The sequence below is a fragment of the Mesorhizobium sp. ESP-6-4 genome, assembly GCF_020164735.1.
Classification (GTDB): Bacteria; Pseudomonadota; Alphaproteobacteria; order Rhizobiales; family Rhizobiaceae; genus Mesorhizobium.
In genome coordinates this window covers 152,092-170,963 of the sequence record NZ_JAIUGS010000005.1, presented here as the reverse complement: position 1 = coordinate 170,963, position 18,872 = coordinate 152,092, and the positions used below count along the sequence as shown (strand labels likewise).

17 protein-coding genes are annotated in these 18,872 nt (G+C 63.2%); 12 read left to right on the top strand and 5 right to left on the bottom strand.

The window, feature by feature from the left end; translation table 11 throughout:
- Positions 1 to 92: 92 nt before the first annotated feature.
- The 10 genes from rimP to LB523_RS12590 all read left to right on the top strand — a co-directional run bounded on the left by rimP (position 93) and on the right by LB523_RS12590 (position 12,437).
- On the top strand, positions 93 to 725 hold the full coding sequence (gene rimP / locus LB523_RS12635; RefSeq protein ID WP_140629422.1) for a ribosome maturation factor RimP: 633 nt from the start codon (positions 93 to 95) through the stop codon (positions 723 to 725).
- Between the two features lie 46 nt (positions 726 to 771).
- Positions 772 to 2,367: a transcription termination factor NusA gene (gene nusA, locus LB523_RS12630; protein WP_095765964.1), complete on the top strand. Its 1,596-nt coding sequence runs from the start codon at positions 772 to 774 to the stop codon at positions 2,365 to 2,367.
- A gap of 32 nt (positions 2,368 to 2,399) precedes the next feature.
- Positions 2,400 to 3,050 (top strand): RNA-binding protein, encoded by a 651-nt coding sequence (locus LB523_RS12625; protein ID WP_224523891.1) that lies wholly within the window; start codon positions 2,400 to 2,402, stop codon positions 3,048 to 3,050.
- On the top strand, positions 3,047 to 5,614 hold the full coding sequence (gene infB / locus LB523_RS12620; RefSeq protein ID WP_224603058.1) for a translation initiation factor IF-2: 2,568 nt from the start codon (positions 3,047 to 3,049) through the stop codon (positions 5,612 to 5,614). Before LB523_RS12625 ends, infB begins: the two co-directional genes overlap by 4 nt.
- A 123-nt stretch (positions 5,615 to 5,737) precedes the next feature.
- Positions 5,738 to 6,154 carry a 30S ribosome-binding factor RbfA gene (gene rbfA / locus LB523_RS12615; protein ID WP_095765961.1) on the top strand — a complete coding sequence of 139 codons (417 nt, stop codon included), beginning with the start codon at positions 5,738 to 5,740 and terminating at the stop codon, positions 6,152 to 6,154.
- Positions 6,155 to 7,114, top strand: coding sequence for a tRNA pseudouridine(55) synthase TruB (gene truB, locus LB523_RS12610; protein ID WP_224603057.1), 960 nt, complete (start codon positions 6,155 to 6,157; stop codon positions 7,112 to 7,114). It begins immediately after the preceding gene.
- Between the two features lie 106 nt (positions 7,115 to 7,220).
- Positions 7,221 to 8,315 carry a magnesium/cobalt transporter CorA gene (gene corA, locus LB523_RS12605; RefSeq protein WP_224603055.1) on the top strand — a complete coding sequence of 365 codons (1,095 nt, stop codon included), beginning with the start codon at positions 7,221 to 7,223 and terminating at the stop codon, positions 8,313 to 8,315.
- A gap of 189 nt (positions 8,316 to 8,504) precedes the next feature.
- Positions 8,505 to 8,774, top strand: coding sequence for a 30S ribosomal protein S15 (rpsO, locus tag LB523_RS12600; protein WP_095765958.1), 270 nt, complete (start codon positions 8,505 to 8,507; stop codon positions 8,772 to 8,774).
- 382 nt (positions 8,775 to 9,156) lie between these two features.
- Positions 9,157 to 11,307, top strand: coding sequence for a polyribonucleotide nucleotidyltransferase (pnp, locus tag LB523_RS12595; protein ID WP_095765957.1), 2,151 nt, complete (start codon positions 9,157 to 9,159; stop codon positions 11,305 to 11,307).
- A 119-nt stretch (positions 11,308 to 11,426) separates the two neighbouring features.
- Positions 11,427 to 12,437, top strand: coding sequence for a class I SAM-dependent methyltransferase (locus LB523_RS12590; protein ID WP_224603053.1), 1,011 nt, complete (start codon positions 11,427 to 11,429; stop codon positions 12,435 to 12,437).
- Positions 12,438 to 12,751: 314 nt separating this feature from the next.
- Here LB523_RS12590 and LB523_RS12585 read toward each other — a convergent pair whose 3' ends face one another.
- The 4 genes from LB523_RS12585 to fabA form a co-directional block, all read right to left on the bottom strand.
- On the bottom strand, positions 12,752 to 14,305 hold the full coding sequence (locus LB523_RS12585; RefSeq protein WP_140845654.1) for a putative bifunctional diguanylate cyclase/phosphodiesterase: 1,554 nt from the start codon (positions 14,303 to 14,305) through the stop codon (positions 12,752 to 12,754).
- Positions 14,306 to 14,407: 102 nt separating this feature from the next.
- Positions 14,408 to 15,220 (bottom strand): enoyl-ACP reductase FabI, encoded by an 813-nt coding sequence (fabI, locus tag LB523_RS12580; protein WP_224548708.1) that lies wholly within the window; start codon positions 15,218 to 15,220, stop codon positions 14,408 to 14,410.
- A 30-nt stretch (positions 15,221 to 15,250) separates the two neighbouring features.
- Positions 15,251 to 16,471, bottom strand: coding sequence for a beta-ketoacyl-ACP synthase I (gene fabB, locus LB523_RS12575; RefSeq protein ID WP_095765953.1), 1,221 nt, complete (start codon positions 16,469 to 16,471; stop codon positions 15,251 to 15,253).
- A gap of 115 nt (positions 16,472 to 16,586) precedes the next feature.
- The gene (fabA, locus tag LB523_RS12570; protein WP_140845655.1) at positions 16,587 to 17,102 is read right to left on the bottom strand and encodes a 3-hydroxyacyl-[acyl-carrier-protein] dehydratase FabA; all 516 of its coding nucleotides are present in this window, start codon (positions 17,100 to 17,102) and stop codon (positions 16,587 to 16,589) included.
- Positions 17,103 to 17,350: 248 nt separating this feature from the next.
- Here fabA and irrA point away from each other — a divergent pair, with 248 nt between their 5' ends.
- Entirely contained in the window at positions 17,351 to 17,782 is a 432-nt protein-coding gene (gene irrA, locus LB523_RS12565; protein ID WP_224603211.1) for an iron response transcriptional regulator IrrA, read from the top strand.
- Positions 17,783 to 17,786: 4 nt separating this feature from the next.
- Positions 17,787 to 18,167 carry a DUF4260 domain-containing protein gene (locus LB523_RS12560; protein ID WP_224603051.1) on the top strand — a complete coding sequence of 127 codons (381 nt, stop codon included), beginning with the start codon at positions 17,787 to 17,789 and terminating at the stop codon, positions 18,165 to 18,167.
- Between the two features lie 140 nt (positions 18,168 to 18,307).
- Here LB523_RS12560 and LB523_RS12555 read toward each other — a convergent pair whose 3' ends face one another.
- A complete protein-coding gene (locus LB523_RS12555; RefSeq protein WP_095765950.1) occupies positions 18,308 to 18,865 on the bottom strand; it encodes an SH3 domain-containing protein in 558 nt (185 codons plus the stop codon).
- Positions 18,866 to 18,872: the final 7 nt, after the last annotated feature.

The following is an 18,872-nucleotide window of genomic DNA, read 5'->3' as shown; positions in this document are numbered from 1 at the left end:
AAATTCTTGGTCGGTATGACGAAGAGTGGGTCCACCCGGTCCCGCTCTTTTTTGTTACCTGCCGGCCGGAAGCAAAAAGCGACAGGGATCTGATGACTGCAGCGGCAAGCGAGGCCGACGACCGTATCATCCGCGAAAGCGGTATCGATGCGCGCATTGCGCTGATCGTGCAGCCGGTGCTCAAGGCCATCGGCTTCCGGCTCGTGCGGGTGCAGTTGACCGGCCAGAACGGGCTGACGCTGCAGATCATGGCCGAACGCGAAGACGGCACCATGACCGTCGAAGATTGCGAAGAGGTCAGCCGCGCCGTGTCGCCGGCGCTCGATGTCGATGATCCGATCGAAAAAGCGTATCATCTGGAAGTTTCCTCGCCAGGCATCGACCGGCCGCTGGTGCGTAAGTCGGATTTCACCGCCTGGACCGGCCATCTGGTCAAGTTGGAGACATCGGTTCTTGTCGGCGACCGCAAACGCTTCAAGGGCAAGATCGCCGAGGCCGATGCCGATGGCATCCTGATCGAGCGCGACAAGGCGGCCTATGGCGAAGAGCCGACGGTGCGCGTGCCTTACGACGCGATCGCCGAGGCCCGGCTGGTGCTGACCGACGATCTCATCCGCGATGCCCTGTCGAAGGACAACCGGGCGCGCAAGGAAGCCAGGAAGCGCCGTGGCGAAGCGGAAGACGCTGCCGACGGCGAGGAAAATGAAACCGAACAGGAAAGTTGATTGAGTAGCCGGGCCGTATGCCCGGCGCGAAATCGGGAGAAAGACAATGGTTGTAAGCGCCAACAGGCTTGAACTGCTGCAGATCGCCGACGCGGTCGCGCGTGAAAAGTCGATCGACAAGCAGATCGTTATCGCCGCCATGGCCGATGCGATCCAGAAGGCAGCGCGCTCTCGTTACGGCCAGGAGACCAACATCCGCGCCGACATCAACCCGAACACCGGCGAGATGAAGCTGCAGCGGCTGATGGAAGTGGTCGAGAAGGTCGAGGACTACGCGACGCAGATCGCGCTTTCCACGGCGCGCGAGCGCAACCCCGACGCCCAGATCGGCGACTTCATCGCCGAGCAGCTGCCGCCCATGGATTTCGGCCGCATCGCCGCGCAGTCGGCCAAGCAGGTCATCGTCCAGAAGGTGCGTGAGGCCGAGCGCGATCGCCAGTATGACGAGTACAAGGATCGCATCGGCGAGATCGTCAACGGCACCGTCAAGCGCGTCGAGTACGGCAATGTCATCGTCGATCTCGGCCGAGGCGAGGCGATCATCCGCCGCGACGAGCTGATCCCGCGCGAGAACTATAAATATGGCGACCGCGTGCGGGCCTATGTCTATGACGTGCGACGCGAGCAGCGCGGCCCGCAGATCTTCCTGTCGCGCACGCATCCGCAGTTCATGGCCAAGCTGTTCACCATGGAAGTGCCGGAAATCTACGACGGCATCATCGAGATCAAGTCGGTCGCCCGCGATCCGGGCTCGCGCGCCAAGATCGCCGTTATCTCGCGCGATTCCTCGATCGATCCAGTCGGCGCCTGCGTCGGCATGCGCGGCAGCCGCGTCCAGGCCGTGGTCGGCGAATTGCAGGGCGAGAAGATCGACATCATTCCGTGGTCGCCATCGGCCGCGTCCTTCATCGTCAACGCGCTGCAACCGGCCGAGGTCGCCAAGGTGGTGCTCGACGAGGACGCCGAGCGCATCGAGGTGGTGGTACCGGACGACCAGCTGTCGCTGGCCATCGGCCGCCGCGGCCAGAACGTGCGCCTTGCCTCGCAGCTCACCGGCTGGGATATCGACATCCTGACCGAGCAGGAAGAAAGCGAGCGTCGCCAGAAGGAATTCGTCGAGCGTTCGGCGCTCTTCATGGAAGCGCTCGACGTCGACGAGATGGTCGGCCAGGTGCTTGCCTCCGAAGGCTTCACCAGCGTCGAGGAAGTCGCTTATGTCGACTCTGGCGAAATTTCCTCGATCGATGGCTTCGACGAGGACACCGCTTCGGAAATCCAGACCCGCGCCCGCGAATATCTGGAGAAGATCGAGGCCGAGCACGACGAAAAGCGCAAGGCGCTGGGCGTGAAGGACGAGCTGCGCGACATTCCCGGCATCACCACCGCCATGATGGTGACGCTCGGCGAGGACGGCGTGAAGACGGTCGAGGACTTCGCCGGCTATGCCGCCGACGATCTGATCGGCTGGAAAGAGCGCAAGGACGGCGAGACCAAGGTCTATCCGGGCGTGCTCGCCAGCCACGGCGTCTCGCGCGCGGAGGCGGAGCAGATGGTGCTCGCCGCCCGCAAGCAGGCCGGCTGGATCACCGAGGAAGAACTCGCTGCCGAAGAGGCAGCGGCCGACGAAACCGTCGGTGCGTGAGGTGACCACCAATCGCAAAGCCCGTGGACGAGATGAACGATCGCACTTGCATCGTTACGCGCAGGCAGGCCGAAGCGGATGAACTGATCCGCTTCGTCGTCGGCCCGGATTCGGTCGTCGTTCCGGACATCAAGAGAAATCTGCCCGGCCGCGGTTGCTGGGTTACTGCCGATCGCCTACATATCGAGAAGGCAGCGGCCAAGAACCTGTTTGCCCGTGCCTTCAAGGCGCAGGTGACCGTTCCGGCCGATCTCGGCGGCATGGTCGACGGGCTGCTCTCCAGATCCGCTCTGGGCATGCTTGGCCTTGCTCGCAAGGCTGGCGCCGTCGTCCTTGGCGCTGCCAAGGTCGAAGGTGCGGTGCGCGACGGGCTGGCGCTTCTGGTGCTGCATGCGACCGAGGCTTCGGACGACGGTGTCCGCAAGATCAGTCAGGCGCGGCGGGCAACCGTCCATCTCGGCGGACCGGCCATCCTTGCCTACAAACTTTTCCCCGAAGCCGAGTTGAGCTTGGCATTGGGGGGTACAAATGTGATACATGCTGCCGTTCTCGCGCAGGACGCGGGACAGGCGGTTGAGAAGCGCGTAGTTGCGCTCGACCGATATCGGGGCGGTACCCCGAACGATCTGGCAATGCTTGCGGCCGTTGCTGACGAAGATGATGCCGCAGAGGATATGGAATGAGCGATACGAAATCGGGCGACGACAAGACGTTGAGCGTGACGCCGAAGAAGACCTTGACGCTGAAGCGCCCCGGCCTCGAGCAGGGCACCGTGCGCCAGAATTTCTCGCATGGGCGCACCAAGTCGGTCGTGGTCGAGACCAAGAAGCGCAAGTTCTCGCTGCCCGGCGACAAGCCGGAACCGGTGGCTGCGTCCGTCTTCACGCCGAAGCCCGCCGTTGCCGCCGCGCCTGTCGTGCAGGAAGCGCCGAAGGCGCCGCCTCCGCCGCCGGAGCGTTCCGGCATGGTCCTGAACGAGCTCTCGCGCGGCGAGATGGAAGCGCGCCGCAAGGCGCTGGAAGGCTCCAAGGCCCGCGAGGCCGAGGATCGCCAGCGCGCTCAGGAAGATGCCAAGCGCCGCGCCGAGGAAGAGGAACGCCGCAAGCGCGAGCGCGAGGAATCCGCGCGCCGTCAGGCCGAGGAGGAGGCACGCCTGCAGACTGAGGCCGAGGCCCGCCGGCGCGCCGAGGAAGAGGCTCGCCGCCGCGCGCCGCTGGCGGCGGATGTCGCCACCGCTGACGACGAGGAGGAGGCCAAGCCGAGGCGTACCGGTGCCGGTGCCGCGAGTGCGCCACCGCGCCGTCTTGCGACGCCGGAAGTGGCAAGGCCTGCCAAGCCGACAAAGGGCGAGGAAGATCGCCGCCGCGGCAAGCTGACGCTGAACTCGGCGCTGTCGGATGACGACGCGCGCGCCCGCTCGCTGTCGTCGATGCGTCGCCGCCAGGAAAAATTCAAACGCGCGCTTCACAATGAGCCGCGCGAGAAAGTCATGCGCGAAGTGATCCTGCCCGAAACCATCACCATCCAGGAACTGGCGCAACGCATGTCCGAGCGCGCCGTGGACGTGGTCAAGTTCTTCATGAAGCAGGGCCAGATCCTGAAGCCGGGCGACGTCATCGACGCCGACACGGCTGAGCTGGTCGCCTCCGAATTCGGCCACACGGTCCGCCGCGTCGCCGAGTCCGACATCGAGGAAGGCCTGTTCAACATCGCCGACCGCCCGGAAGACCTTGTCTCGCGTCCGCCGGTCGTGACCATCATGGGCCATGTCGACCACGGCAAGACCTCGCTGCTCGACGCGATCCGCAACGCCAATGTCGTCTCCGGCGAGGCCGGCGGCATCACCCAGCATATCGGTGCCTACCAGATCGAGAAGAACGGTCAGAAGATCACCTTCATCGACACGCCCGGCCACGCGGCCTTCACGGCCATGCGCGCCCGTGGCGCGCAGGTTACCGACATCGCGGTGCTGGTGGTGGCGGCCGACGACAGCGTGATGCCGCAGACGATCGAATCGATCAATCACGCCAAGGCGGCCGGCGTGCCGATCATCGTGGCTATCAACAAGATCGACAAGCGCGATGCCGACCCGCAGAAAGTGCGGACCGAACTGCTGCGCCACGAAGTGTTCGTGGAATCGATGGGCGGTGAGGTGTTGGACGTCGAGGTTTCGGCGACCAAGGGCATCAATCTCGACAAGCTCTTGGAAGCGATCCTGCTGCAGTCCGAAGTCCTCGACCTCAAGGCCAATCCCGACCGCACCGCCGAAGGCGCGGTCATCGAGGCGCAGCTGGACAAGGGACGCGGTCCCGTCGCCACCGTGCTGGTGCAGACCGGCACGCTGATGCCGGGCGACATCATCGTCGCCGGCAACGAGTGGGGCCGTGTGCGCGCGCTCGTCAACGATCGCGGCGAGCATGTGCCGGAAGCGCCGCCGGCAATGCCGGTCGAGGTGCTTGGCCTCCAGGGCACGCCGCAGGCGGGCGACCGCTTCGCCGTCGTCAACAACGAGGCGCGCGCCCGTGAGATCACCGAATACCGCCAGCGCCTGGCGCGCGACAAGGCGGTGGCCAAGCATGCCGGCCAGCGCGGCTCGCTCGAGCAGATGATGTCGCAGCTGCAGACGAGCGGATTGAAGGAATTCCCGCTGGTGATCAAGGGCGACGTGCAGGGTTCGATCGAGGCGATCAATGCCGCGCTTGAAAAGCTCGGCAATGACGAGGTGCGCGCGCGCATCGTCCATGCCGGCGCCGGCGGCATTACCGAAAGCGATGTCTCGCTCGCCGAGACGTCCGGAGCGGCGATCATCGGCTTCAACGTCCGCGCCAATGCGCAGGCGCGTGCGGCCGCGGCCGCGGCCGGCATCGAGATCCGCTACTACTCGATCATCTACAACCTCGTCGATGACGTGAAGGCAGCGCTTTCCGGCATGCTTTCGCCGGAGCGGCGCGAGACCTTCATCGGCAATGCCGAGATCCTCGAGATCTTCGACATCTCCAAGGTCGGCAAGATCGCCGGCTGCCGTGTCACCGAAGGCAAGGTCGAGCGTGGCGCGGGTGTTCGCCTGATCCGCGACAACGTCGTGATCCACGAAGGCACGCTGAAGACGCTGAAGCGCTTCAAGGACGAGGTTGCGGAAGTGCCGGGCGGCCAGGAATGCGGCATGGCCTTCCAGAACTACGAGGACATGCGTGTCGGCGACGTCATCGAGTGCTTCCGCGTCGAGATGGTAACCAGAACGCTCTAATTCGGGTATACTTGCCGAATAATAAAGGGCGGCGGCCGAAAGGCTGCCGCCCAGATCCCTCATGCATGTCGAGACATGTGGCGCGGTCCCATCCCGCGCTTCACGATTTCAGGACCAGAGAAAATGCCCCGTTCGACACCGTCAGGCCCCTCCCAGCGCATGCTGCGCGTCGGCGAGCAGGTGCGTCACGCCCTGTCCGAAACCTTGCAGCGCGGCGAGATCATCGATCCGGTGATCGAGAACAGCGTCGTCTCGGTGTCCGAGGTGCGCATGTCGCCCGATCTCAAGATCGCCACCGCCTTCGTCTCGCCGCTTGGCGCAGGGGACGACGGCGCCGTGATCGAGGCGCTCAACAGGCACGCGAAATTCATCCGCGGCCGCGTCTCCGGCGCGCTCAGGCAGATGAAGTACATGCCGGAGTTTCGCTTTAGGCTCGACACTTCCTTCGACAATTTCGCGAAGATCAATGAACTGCTGAAATCGCCGGAAGTCGCGCGCGATCTCGGTGACGGAAAGAACAACGACAAGGACGAGGAATAGGTGGCGCGTCGCGGTAAGAAGAAGGGGCGGCCGGTCTCCGGTTGGGTGGTGCTGGACAAGCCGGTCGGCATGGGCTCGACCGAGGCGGTTTCCAAGATCAAATGGCTCTTTCAGGCTGAGAAGGCCGGCCATGCCGGCACGCTCGATCCGCTGGCTTCCGGCATGTTGCCGATCGCGCTCGGCGAGGCGACCAAGACCGTTCCCTATGTGCAGGACGGCGCCAAAGTCTACCGCTTCACCGTCGCCTGGGGCGAAGAGCGCTCGACCGACGACCTCGAAGGCCCGGTGACCAGCAATTCCGACCGTCGGCCGGACGAGGCGGAGGTGAGGGCGCTGCTGCCGAAATACACCGGCGTCATCATGCAGACGCCGCCGCAATTCTCGGCCATCAAGATCGCCGGCGAACGCGCCTATGACCTTGCCCGTGAAGGCGAGACGGTCGAGATACCCGCGCGGGAAATTGAAATCGGCCGTTTGGATATTGTCGAGCATGGCACCGACAAGACCGTCTTCGAGGTCGAATGCGGCAAGGGCACCTATGTGCGCTCGCTGGCCCGCGACCTGGGCCGCGATCTCGGCTGCTTCGGCCACATCGCCGAATTGCGCCGCGTCGAGGTCGAGCCGTTCACGCCGGAGGATTTCGTCACTGTCGCCGAGCTGGAAGCGGCTCGCTTTGGCGAAAAGGATGACGACAAATCCGATGAAATGGACGCCCCGGTCGATTTCAGCGCCATCGATGCGCTGCTTGTCGAAACAGCGGCGGCGCTCGACTGCCTGCCGCAGGTCGCGGTCAGCGACGACGCGGCGACCAAGATCCGCCTCGGCAATCCCGTCATCATTCGCGGCCGCGATGCCCCGGTCGAGGCCGAGGAGGCCTGCGCAACCGCGCGCGGCAAGCTCGTCGCCATCGGCGCCATCGAGCAGGGCATGTTCAAGCCCAAGCGGGTCTTTGTCGGGTAATCCGGTCTAAGTATTTGTATTTACGCAATTCCGGACGGGAAACCGCTGCGCACTTTTGCTGGAATTGCTCTAATCTAGGCCGAATGCTGAATCCCGAGGATATCTCATGGCCAAGGCCGATGTAGGCAAGAAGCGGGAACCGCTGAAAACCCGCCGGCCGCCGGTCGGGGCGTCGCCAGGCACGCTTATCGCCGATCCGGCGGCGCGGCGCAGCGAGCTCCGGCTGACGCTGATCTCGCCCGAGAAATACAAAACAATCGACAATGCCTCGATCGACGATCTCAACGCGCATTGCGAGAAATGGCCTGTCGTCTGGCTGGATTGCACCGGGCTTGCCAATATCCCGCTGATCGAGGAGATCGGCCGCATCTTCAGCCTGCATCCGCTGGCGCTGGAGGACGTCGTCAACACCGGACAGCGGCCCAAGGTGGATTTCTTCGAGGATCATGCCTTCGTCGTCATGCGCATGATCGACGATGTCACCTCGCATCGCTACGAGCAGATCGCGTTGTTCTTCGGCGGCAATTTCGTCGTCACGTTCCAGGAGCGCGAAGGCGATCCGTTCGATCCGGTGCGCAAGCGCATTGCGGCCGCGATGCCCAACCGCCTGCGCTCGCGCGGGGCCGACTATCTTGCCTATGCGCTGATCGATGCAATCGTCGACAGCTATTTCCCACCGATCGAGGCGGCGAGCGAATTGGTCGACGGCATCGAGGACGAGATGCTGAATAAGCCGCACAAGCACCAGATGCGGCAGCTGCATGAATTGCGGCGCGACGCCAACGTGCTCAAAGGCGTGCTGTGGCCGATGCGCGACGCGTTGGCCACGCTTATCCGCAACGACGTGGCCTTCGTAAAGGCGGAGACCAAGATCTTCTTCAACGACACGCTCGACCATTCGCTGCGTCTGATCGAGCTGGTCGAGAACCAGCGCGACATGCTCACCGGCCTGATCGAGATGCATGTCTCGCTGACCCAGGCCCGCACCAATGACGTCATTTCCTATTTGACGATCGTCTCGGTGATCTTCATGCCGCTGACCTTCCTGGTCGGCGTCTGGGGGATGAATTTCGATCCGCAAAGCTCGCCCTGGAACATGCCGGAACTGAAAGCCTATTACGGTTATCCGGTGGCAATTCTGTTCATGGCGCTTGTCGCCGCCGGACTGATCTTCTTCTTCAAATGGAAGAAGTGGCTATAGCCGCTGAACCCTTTGTTTTCGTGGCAAGACCTGCGACAAGCCGGCTTGACATTTGGGCTGGTGTTTATTCCGGAATTGGACTATATGCGCCGCAGCTTCGCGCCCTGACGCGTCGCTTGCACTGGCCCCTGCTGGACGACATCCCGGCTGTGGGCGTCCCGTTTCCTCCAACAGATAAGGAAAAGCACGATGTCGATTACTGCCGACCGCAAGAAGGAATTGATGACCGAATTCGCAACCGCCAAGGGCGACACCGGATCCCCGGAAGTCCAGGTTGCCATTCTTTCCGAGCGCATCAAGAACCTGACCGAGCACTTCAAGGACCACAAGAAGGATAACCATTCCCGCCGTGGCCTGCTTGCTCTGGTCTCCCAGCGCCGCAGCCTGCTTGACTACCTCAAGCGCAAGGATGACGGGCGCTATCAGACGCTGATCGACAAGCTCGGTCTGCGTCGCTGACGAATTGACCGGCGGGTCTTCCTCGGAGGGCCCGCCGGTCGCGCATTGGCGCATCGGTCGATCCGGTGCGATAATGCCGGAGCGCGGCGCGCTCTAGAAATTCGCATTCGCGCAGGGCGCGTTCCGGAAACAGCGGTTTCCGGCGTCATGCGCAAAAAGCCGGCCGATCGGTCGGCCAAACACGGTTCCGGACGCGCAGAGGGCCATTCGGAACCGCCCCATGGACGGTCATGGGGCAGGATTGCAGGATGCTCGCTCGGCTTATGAGCCGGACATACGAGCCTCCCGTTGTCTTGCCCGTGGCTGCCCGAAGGAAGCCAGGAAAGGGAGAACCCGTGACCGCTAGGACGGCGCGGCCCTTTCCGCATATGAAGGACAAGACATGTTCAATCAACACAAAGTGGAAATCGAATGGGGCGGCCGTCCGCTCATCCTGGAAACCGGCAAGATCGCGCGCCAGGCTGACGGCGCGGTGCTCGCCACCTATGGCGAGACCGTCGTTCTCGCCACCGTCGTTTCGATGAAGGAGCCGAAGCCCGGCCTCGATTTCTTCCCGCTTACCGTCAACTACCAGGAAAAGACCTACGCCGCCGGCAAGATCCCGGGCGGCTACTTCAAGCGTGAAGGCCGCCCGAGCGAAAAGGAAACGCTGGTTTCCCGCCTGATCGACCGCCCGATCCGCCCGCTTTTCGCCGACGGCTACAAGAACGACACCCAGATCGTCGTCACCGTCGTCCAGCATGACCTCGAGAACGATCCGGATATCCTGTCGATCGTGGCCACCTCCGCTGCGCTCACGCTTTCCGGCGTGCCCTTCATGGGCCCGATCGGCGGCGCCCGCGTCGGCTACATCAACGGCGAGTATGTGCTCAACCCGCATATCGACGAAATGCAGGAATCCAAGCTCGACCTCGTCGTCGCCGGCACCGGCGACGCCGTGCTTATGGTCGAATCCGAGGCCAAGGAACTCTCCGAGGAACTGATGCTCGGTGCCGTCGTGTTCGGCCACAAGAGCTTCCAGCCTGTGATCGACGCGATCATCAAGCTGGCCGAGGTCGCCGCCAAGGAGCCGCGCGACTTCACCGCGCCGGATTACTCAGCGCTTGAAGCCGAGATGCTGAAGATCGTCGGCGACGAGCTTCGCGAGGCCTACAAGATCACCGACAAGCAGAAGCGCTATGCCGCCGTCGACGCCGTCAAGTCGAAGGTCAAGGCCGCGTTTGCGCCGGCCGAAGGCGAAGAGGCCAAATACACCTCCGAGCAGATCGGCTCGGTGTTCAAAGAACTCCAGGCCAAGGTCGTGCGCTGGAACATCCTCGACACCGGCTCGCGCATTGACGGCCGCGACCTGAAGACGGTCCGCAAGATCGTCTCCGAAGTCGGCGTCCTGGCGCGCACCCATGGTTCGGCGCTGTTCACACGCGGCGAAACCCAGGCGCTGGTCGTTGCCACGCTCGGCACCGGCGAGGACGAGCAGTATGTCGATTCGCTGACCGGCATGTACAAGGAGAAGTTCCTCCTTCACTACAACTTCCCGCCCTATTCCGTCGGCGAGACGGGCCGCATGGGTTCGCCGGGCCGCCGCGAAATCGGCCACGGCAAGCTCGCCTGGCGCGCCATCCGCCCGATGCTGCCGAGCGCGGACCAGTTCCCCTACACGCTGCGCGTCGTTTCGGAGATCACCGAGTCCAACGGCTCGTCCTCGATGGCGACCGTCTGCGGCACCTCGCTGGCGCTGATGGATGCCGGCGTGCCGCTGGCAAAGCCGGTCGCCGGCATCGCCATGGGTCTGATCAAGGAAGGCGAGCGCTTCGCGGTGCTCTCCGACATCCTCGGTGACGAGGACCACCTCGGCGACATGGACTTCAAGGTCGCCGGCACCGCCAACGGCGTCACCTCGCTGCAGATGGACATCAAGATCGATGGCATCACCGAGGAGATCATGGGCATCGCGCTTGCCCAGGCCAAGGACGGCCGCCTGCATATTCTCGGCGAGATGGCGCATGCGCTGTCCGGCGCCCGCGCCGAGCTCGGCGAATTCGCGCCGCGCATCGAGGTCATGCATATCCCGACCGACAAGATCCGCGACGTCATCGGTTCCGGCGGCAAGGTGATCCGCGAGATCGTCGAGAAGACCGGCGCCAAGATCAACATCGAGGACGACGGCACGGTCAAGATCGCTTCGGCGAACGCCAAGGAGATCGAGGCGGCGAAGAAGTGGATCCACACCATCGTCGCCGAGCCGGAAGTCGGCGAGATCTATGAAGGCACCGTCGTCAAGACGGCCGACTTCGGCGCGTTCGTCAATTTCTTCGGCCCGCGCGACGGTCTCGTCCATATCTCGCAGCTCGCCAATGAGCGCGTCGCCAAGACCTCGGACGTCGTCAAGGAAGGCGACAAGGTTTGGGTCAAGTTGATGGGCTTCGACGAGCGCGGCAAGGTGCGCCTGTCGATGAAGGTCGTCGACCAGGCGACCGGCAAGGAAATCGTCCAGGACAAGAAGAAGTCGGACGGCGAGGAAGACGCCGCCTGATCGGTTTGACCGGATAATTTAGACGGGCGCGCCGCGAGGTCGCGCCCGTTTTGTTTCAGGGCAGTTCCAGGATAGCGGCAACCGTTTTCGTCCGGAATTGCGTCCTACGGAGCAGGTGAATGGCCGCGGAGCCGCTGAAGACGCTGTTCTACCCGTTCGCGGCCGAGGCGCTGCCTTTGCCGCGAAAGGATGCCCGTGTCCTGTTTCTCGGCGCCGAGCCCGGCTTCCGCTTGCCCGCCGGCTTCGAGGCGGCGCTGCATCTCGTGCAAGGCTTTCGGCCACATTTTCGGACGCTGCAGGCGTCTGGCTACGCGGTCACGCCGCGCGCTGAGGATACCGGCTTCGACCTGGCGTTGATGCTTGCGGGCCGCCATCGCGGCCAGAACGAGCAGCGTGTCGCCGAGGCGATAGAGCGCGTCCAGCCGGGCGGGCTGGTTGTTGTTGCCGGCGGCAAGGAGGACGGCATCGACAGCCTGCGCAAACGGATCAACGCCCTGGTGCCGCTCGAAGGCCATTTGCCGAAGCATCACGGCGTTGCCTTCTGGTTCAAGCGAGCCGGCGCGGAGACGGCCGCGACGCTGCGCGCCGGCAACCCCGATTTGATCATCGAAGGCGGGTTCAAGACCAGGCCTGGCATGTTCTCCTTCGATCGGATCGATGCCGGTTCGAAACTGCTGGCCGCGAACCTGCCTGACGATCTCAAAGGCAATGTCGCTGATTTCTGCGCCGGCTGGGGTTATCTGGCGGCGGAAGTCCTGCAGCGCTCACAAGGCCTCACCGCACTCGATCTCTACGAAGCGGATTTTGAGGCCCTGGAAGCAGCCAGGTTGAACGTCCACGGCGGCGCCATCGAGCCGCGTTTCTTCTGGACCGATCTGCTAGCCGAGGCGGTCGAACGGCGCTACGACGCGATCGTCATGAACCCACCCTTTCACCGCGGCCGCGCGTCCGAGCCGGAAATCGGTGCCGGCATGATCCGCGCCGCGTCGAAGGCGTTGAAGCCGGGCGGCCGCCTGTTCATGGTCGCCAACCGCCAGCTTCCTTACGAACAGGCGCTCTCGGCGGCCTTCGCCAGCCATGCCGAGATCGCCCGCGACGGCATGTTCAAGGTGTTTTCGGCGCGCCGCTGAAGCAATTCCAGGGAAAGTGTGAAGCGGTTTTCCATCCGGAATTGCGCGAGGCAAGAGAGCAATTCGGTGTTGGGTCAGTTTGAAATTGAGCCATCGTTTCTTGGATGGGAGGGCTTGAAGCAAATGGGGTTGTTTCTTGTGGGCGATAGGCATTCCCACTCCGGGCCGAAGGCGTAGCTGATGATCCGACGAGGTACTGTTGGGTCGATCACCTTAACATAGATAAAAATGCAGACGACAATCGCGCCGGCGATGATGCCGGGGATATCTTTGGGAGTTAATTGCATAGGCCTCTCAGGAAAAAGTGAGGCGCTTTACTGCAGGCTGACGATGCGGGCCGGCTCGTGCGTGCCGAAGGCGGACCGCGCTTCGCCAAGCTCGACCTTGAGCGGCGCCGGCCGGCCGAACAGATAGCCCTGCACAACCTCGCAGCCGGCCGCTCGGAGCAGGGTGGCCTGGTTCTCGGTCTCGACGCCTTCGGCGATGATGCCCACGCCCAGCGCCCGCGACAGGCCGACAATGGTCGACACGATCGCGCCGGAGCTGGAATCGGTGTCGATGCGGCTGACGAAGGAACGGTCGATCTTCAGCTTGCCGAAGGAGAAATCGATCAGGTAGCTCAAATTGGAATAGCCTGTGCCGAAATCGTCGACGGCCACAGAGATACCCATCTCGGCAAGCTGTTCCAGGATGGCTGCGGCGCGGTCGCGGTCCTGCATCATCGCCGTCTCGGTGACCTCGAGTTCCAGCCGCGAGGGCTTGATGCCGGTCGATTCCATCACCTCCCGCACGATGCCGACGAAATCCCTGGTCATGAACTGGACAGGCGAGATGTTGACGGCGACGAAGCATTCCTCCGGCAGGTACCGGGCGTCGCTGCAAGCCTTGCGCAGCACCCACTCGCCGATCGGATTGATCATGCCGGTTTCCTCGGCGATCGGAATGAATTCCATCGGCGGGATCATGCCGCGCTCCGGGTGCTTCCAGCGGATCAGCGCCTCATAACCGACGATGCGGCCGCTCGGCAGGTCGAGCTGCGGCTGGTAGTGAAGACTGAAGTCGCCGCGGTCGAAAGCGGTCTTCAGCTCCGACTCGATCCATTGCCGATAGTCCGCAACGCGGCCCATGTCGGCGTTGAAGACAGACCAGTTGCCGATGCCGCTGGCGCGCGCGTTCTGCAGCGCCAGGTTCGAGCGGCGCAGGACCAGGACCGGGTCGACGCCGTCCTTCGGCATCGCCACGATGCCGACCGACAGGCTGACCGACTGCAGATGCGTCTGCAGCTGATAGGGCTCCATCATCTCGTTGATGAGCTTCTCGATCAGCCGCTCGATCGAGCCCCTGATCTGGCGGTCCGGCAAAAGCACCGCAAATTCGCCGGCGCCGATACGGCCGATCACCGCATCCTCCGGCATATTCTCCGTCAGCCTGCTGGTGAAGGCGCAGATCAGTTCGTCTCCCTGGCTGTAGCCGATGGCGTCGTTGATCTGCTTGAAGCGGTCGATATCGATGTCGATCAGGAATACCGGCTCGCCGGTTCGGATCGTCCCAGAGGCGGCCTCGGCTATCTTGCCGACCATGGCCTGGCGCGACAAAAGGCCGGTCAGCTTGTCGAAATGGGTTTCCTTGAAGACATAGGCCGCCGATTCGTCGACCCCGGCAAAGAACGAGAGTGCTGCTCCGCCGGCGGCAAGGGCGCAGAGAGCGGCAATGACGCCCGCCATCGTTTCGGCCGGCATGCCGGCCATGCCGTCGCCGAAGCCGAACCTCAGGCCCCACAGTCCAAGGATGAAACTGCCCATGCCCGAGCTGGCGATGGTGATCAGCCGGAACAGCGGAGTCCGTTTGGGATTGCTGACTGCAGGCATGCATTGTCCCCAGATTACGGGGCCTTATAGCGGATATCTCCTTAAAATGAGTTTCCGCCGATGCATCCAATTTTACTGGAGCGCAACTGTCGCCGCCGTGAACTATTCCCGCGTGCCGTCGTTCTGCTTCAATTCCTCCAGTGCCGGCATCGAAACGATATGATAGCCGGAATCGACATAGTGGATTTCACCGGTGACGCCCGACGACAGATCGGAAAGCAGGTAAAGCGCCGAGCCGCCGACTTCGTCGATGGTCACGGTGCGCCGCAAAGGCGAGTTGCGCTGCTGGTAGGAGAACATGTGGCGGGCATCGGACACGCCGGAGCCGGCCAGCGTCCGCACCGGCCCGGCCGAGATGCCGTTCACCCTGATGCCGCGCGGGCCGTAGTCGTTGGCCAGGTAGCGCACGCTCGCTTCCAGCCCGGCCTTGGCGACGCCCATGACGTTGTAGTTCGGCATCACCCTGACCGAGCCGGCATAGGTGAGCGTGATCATCGAGCCGCCATTGCCCATCAACGCGGCGGCGTTGCGGGCGATCTCGGTGAAGGAATAGCAGGAGATCACCATGGTGCGCACGAAGTTGTCGCGGCTGGTGTCGGCATAAAGGCCCTTCAGCTCGTTCTTGTCGGAAAAGCCGATGGCGTGCACCACGAAATCCAGCCCGCCCCAGGCCTTGTCGAGGGTCTCGAAGGTCGCGCTGACCGAGGCGCTGTCCTCGACATCGCAAGGCACGATCAGCGAGGCTCCCACTTTCTCGGCCAGCGGCTTGACCCGCCGCCCGAAGGCGTCGCCCTGATAGGTGAAAGCGAGCTCGGCCCCGTGTTCCGACAGCTTCTTGGCGATGCCCCAGGCAATCGAATGGTCGTTGGCAACACCCATGACAAGCCCGCGCTTGCCCTTCATCAACCCTTCCATGCCTGGCAATCCTTATGAAAAACGCTGGTCTTATGCGGAATAGCGCTGGAAAATCAGCGTTGCGTTGGTGCCGCCGAAACCGAAGGAGTTGGACAGGACGGTGTCGATCCTGGCGTCGTCGATACGCTTGCGCACGATCGGCATGCCCTCGAATTCCGGATCGAGCTCCTCGATATGGGCGCTCTCGCCGATGAAACCGCCCTGCATCATCAGGATCGAATAGATCGATTCCTGCACGCCGGCTGCGCCCAGCGAATGGCCGGTGAGCGATTTGGTCGAGGTGATGTAAGGCATCTTGTCGCCGAACACCTCGCGGATGGCGCCCATTTCCTTGGAATCGCCGACCGGCGTCGAGGTGCCGTGGGTGTTGATGTAGTCGACCGGCGAAGACACCGTGGCAAGCGCCTGACGCATGCAGCGGATCGCGCCTTCCCCCGAAGGTGCGACCATGTCGTAGCCGTCGGAAGTCGCGCCGTAGCCGACGACCTCGGCGTAGATTTTGGCGCCGCGCGCCTTGGCGTGCTCCAGTTCCTCCAGCACCAGCACGCCGGCGCCGCCGGCGATGACGAAACCGTCGCGGTTGACGTCATAGGCGCGCGAAGCGGCCGATGCGTTGTCGTTGAACTTCGATGACATGGCGCCCATAGCGTCGAACAGGTCAGACATGGTCCAGTCGAGATCCTCGTGGCCGCCGGCAAACATCACGTCCTGCTTGCCCCACTGGATGAGCTCATAGGCATTGCCTATGCAATGCGCGGAGGTCGAGCAGGCCGACGAGATCGAATAATTGACGCCGTGGATCTTGAACCATGTGGCCAAGGTGGCCGACGCCGTCGACGACATGGCTTTCGGCACGGCGAACGGGCCGATACGCTTGGGGCTGTTGTTCTTGATCGTGGTTTCGGCCGCTTCGACGATGGTGCGGGTCGAAGGCCCGCCGGAACCCATCACGATGCCGGTCCGCTCATTGGTGATATCGCCTTCGCTTAAGCCGGCATCGGCGATCGCCTGGTCCATGGCGACGTGGTTCCAGGCAGCGCCTTGGCTCAGGAAGCGCATGGCGCGGCGGTCGATCATCGGGGTGGGATCTAGCGTCGGCGCGCCCCAGACCTGGCAGCGGAAGCCGTGTTCGGCGAAGGAATTGGAAAAGCTGATGCCTGATTTGGCATCGTAAAGCGAGCTCTGCACCTCATTGGCATTGTTGCCGATCGACGACACAATGCCGAGCCCTGTCACTACGACCCGTCTCATTCGCAACTCCTTCCCGCGTATTCGGGCGAAAGACCTAACCGGCTTCGCCCTTGATCATACGCAAACAAACTGACATGGCATCCGTTGGCTACGCGGGCGCCGTGGCGGAAAACGGTCAGGCGGCCGGCTGCTTGGACAGGCCGACCTTCAGATCCGTAGCCGCGTATATGGGTTCGCCATCCGCCTTGAGCCACCCATCGGCGATGCCGAGCACCAGGCGGCCGCGCATCACGCGCTTGAAGTCGATGCCATATTCGACCTTCTTCACCGACGGCGTCACCATGCCCTTGAACTTCACCTCGCCGGTCGAAAGCGCCATGCCCTTGCCCGGTTCGCCCAGCCAGCCGAGATAGAAGCCGGTCAACTGCCACATGGCGTCGAGGCCGAGGCAGCCCGGCATGATCGGGTTGCCGATGAAGTGGCAGGCGAAGAACCACAGGTCCGGCTTGATGTCGAACTCGGCGCGGATGAAGCCCTTGTCGAAAGCACCGCCGGTCTCGCTGATCTCGGTTATGCGGTCGAACATCAGCATCGGCGGGTAGGGCAGCTGGGCATTGCCCGGACCGAACAGCTCGCCGCGGGCGCAGGCAAGCAGTTCCTCATAATCGTAGCTGGACTTTTGATCCGCCATCAAATTTCTGTCCCCGTGTTCCTTCGCGGGCGGCAGGGCGCCCTTCTCGTTGGTTTCCTAACACACTCTGTTTGCGGCCGGAAACCGGCGTTTGCGCTTAACCCGTGCGCCTGCCCGGGTCAATGCGCGCTATTGATCGCATTCGGACTACAGAATATATGTCGGCTGATGTCCGGTTTTGGCTTTTGACGTCTTTTGCCATTCTGGACCTGTTGATGGGCTGGGCAGCAAAGCTTCGACGCGAAGAGATGGATTCGGGCTACCGGAAGGAAAATGTCGCTGTGGACAAGCGGGTTCGCGAAGCCGGCCTGAGGCCGACGCGTCAGCGCATTGCGCTGGCCGATCTGCTTTTCGCCAAGGGCGACCGCCACCTTTCGGCCGAGGAACTGCACGAAGAGGCGATCGCCGCCGGCGTGCCGGTCTCGCTTGCGACGGTCTACAACGCGCTCCACCAGTTCACCCAGGCCGGCCTGCTGCGCATCCTCGCGGTCGAAGGCTCGAAAACCTATTTCGACACCAACACCTCCGATCACCACCACTTCTACATCGAAGGCGAGAATCGGATTTTCGACATCGAGAGCGGACCGGTGACCGTCTCCAACCTGCCGGCGCCTCCGGAAGGCATGGAGATCGCCAATGTGGACATCGTCGTGAGGCTTCGCCCGAAGCGCGGCAACTGACCCCGTGCGGCCCGTCGATTTGATTGTCCGGTTTGAATGGGCCACCGTCGCCGCGTTGGCTATCGTTTGCTATGCGATCTCCGGTTTTTCCTGGTGGCTGTTTGCGCTGCTCATCCTTGCGCCGGACCTGTCGATGCTGGGCTATCTCGCCGGGCCAAGCGTCGGCGCCGTCACCTACAACGCCTTGCATATCCTGATTGCCCCGCTCGTGCTTCTGCTTGCGGGCGCGTTGCTCGCCGGCCCGATCACGACCGCCGTGGCGCTCATCTGGATCGCGCACATCGCCATCGACCGTGCCCTCGGCTACGGGCTCAAGCTGCCCACCGGTTTTCAGGATACGCATCTCGGCCGCATCGGCCGCCAGCAGGACGGTGTGTCCAGTTAGGCTGTGTTGAGATTCAGGTCAGGCCAAGTCGAGAATGGCGGTTTTCGAGAACCGGAGCGGAGCGTACTTAAAGTACGTGAGCACCGGAAGCGCAGAAAGCCGGCATTCGCAGACCGGCCTCACCTGAATATCGACACAGCCTAGTTCTTGACCTTCTCGCCGGGATAGGCGCCCCACACCTGCGACTGCGCCATCCAGCCGGTATGGCCGTCGAAGGTCATCTCGCACCATTGACCGTCGCATTTCTTGATCGAGCCGATCACGCCCGGCTCGATGATGGCGATGACACCCGCATCCTTGTCGGGCTCGTCGAGAAGGTTGATTCGCCCGCCCTTGCCGCGCTGCCAGGGCGCAACGATCGCGGTGCGGCGGCCGGAGAGCAGCGACTGGTTGATCCAGCCTTCCGAGCCGTCGGCATCGCGCACGCGGCGCCATGTGTCGAATTCCTGGATGACTTCCATCGGCAGGCCGGCCTTCAGATACATCCAGTTGACGGAATAATTGGCGCCGGGGCCGACGCGCGAGTTGACCCGGGCCGGCTTGAGGCTGACGAAACGCGGCAGCGGCAGCCCGCTCGGGCCAAGCGTTATGGTTTGCGCCGGCGCGGCCGCGCTTTGCGCGAATGCCTGCGGCGCGCAAAGCAGGGCGCCAAGAATGGCTGCACTGAAGGCCAGGCGAAGCGACGCGAAACCAGACACTTTCGTT